1 protein-coding gene is annotated in these 257 nt (G+C 60.7%); it reads right to left on the reverse strand.

What is annotated here, in order from left to right; translation table 11 throughout:
- The coding region (locus tag ACEN88_RS35735) for a sigma 54-interacting transcriptional regulator (RefSeq protein ID WP_413347127.1) at positions 1-257 on the reverse strand (257 nt) is incomplete at both ends.

Genomic DNA, 257 nt, shown 5'->3' on the forward strand with positions numbered 1-257 from the left:
GGCCAGTGCTGGCCGCCAGTCGCTTGAGCATATTGTTGGTCAGAAGCTCAATGTCGTCGCGGCGTTCGCGCAAGGACGGTACTCGCAGCTCGATCACGTTCAGGCGGTAGTACAAGTCCTGGCGAAAGCGTTCGGCGGCGACTTCGGCATCGAGGTCTTTGTGAGTGGCGCAGAGGATGCGCACATCGACCACGGTTTCCTGCTGGCCACCGATGCTGCGAACGGCTTTCTCCTGTATGGCCCGCAGCAGTTTGTCC

Source organism: Massilia sp. CT11-108, from assembly GCF_047302915.1.
Classification (GTDB): domain Bacteria; phylum Pseudomonadota; class Gammaproteobacteria; order Burkholderiales; family Burkholderiaceae_D; genus Telluria; species Telluria orientalis.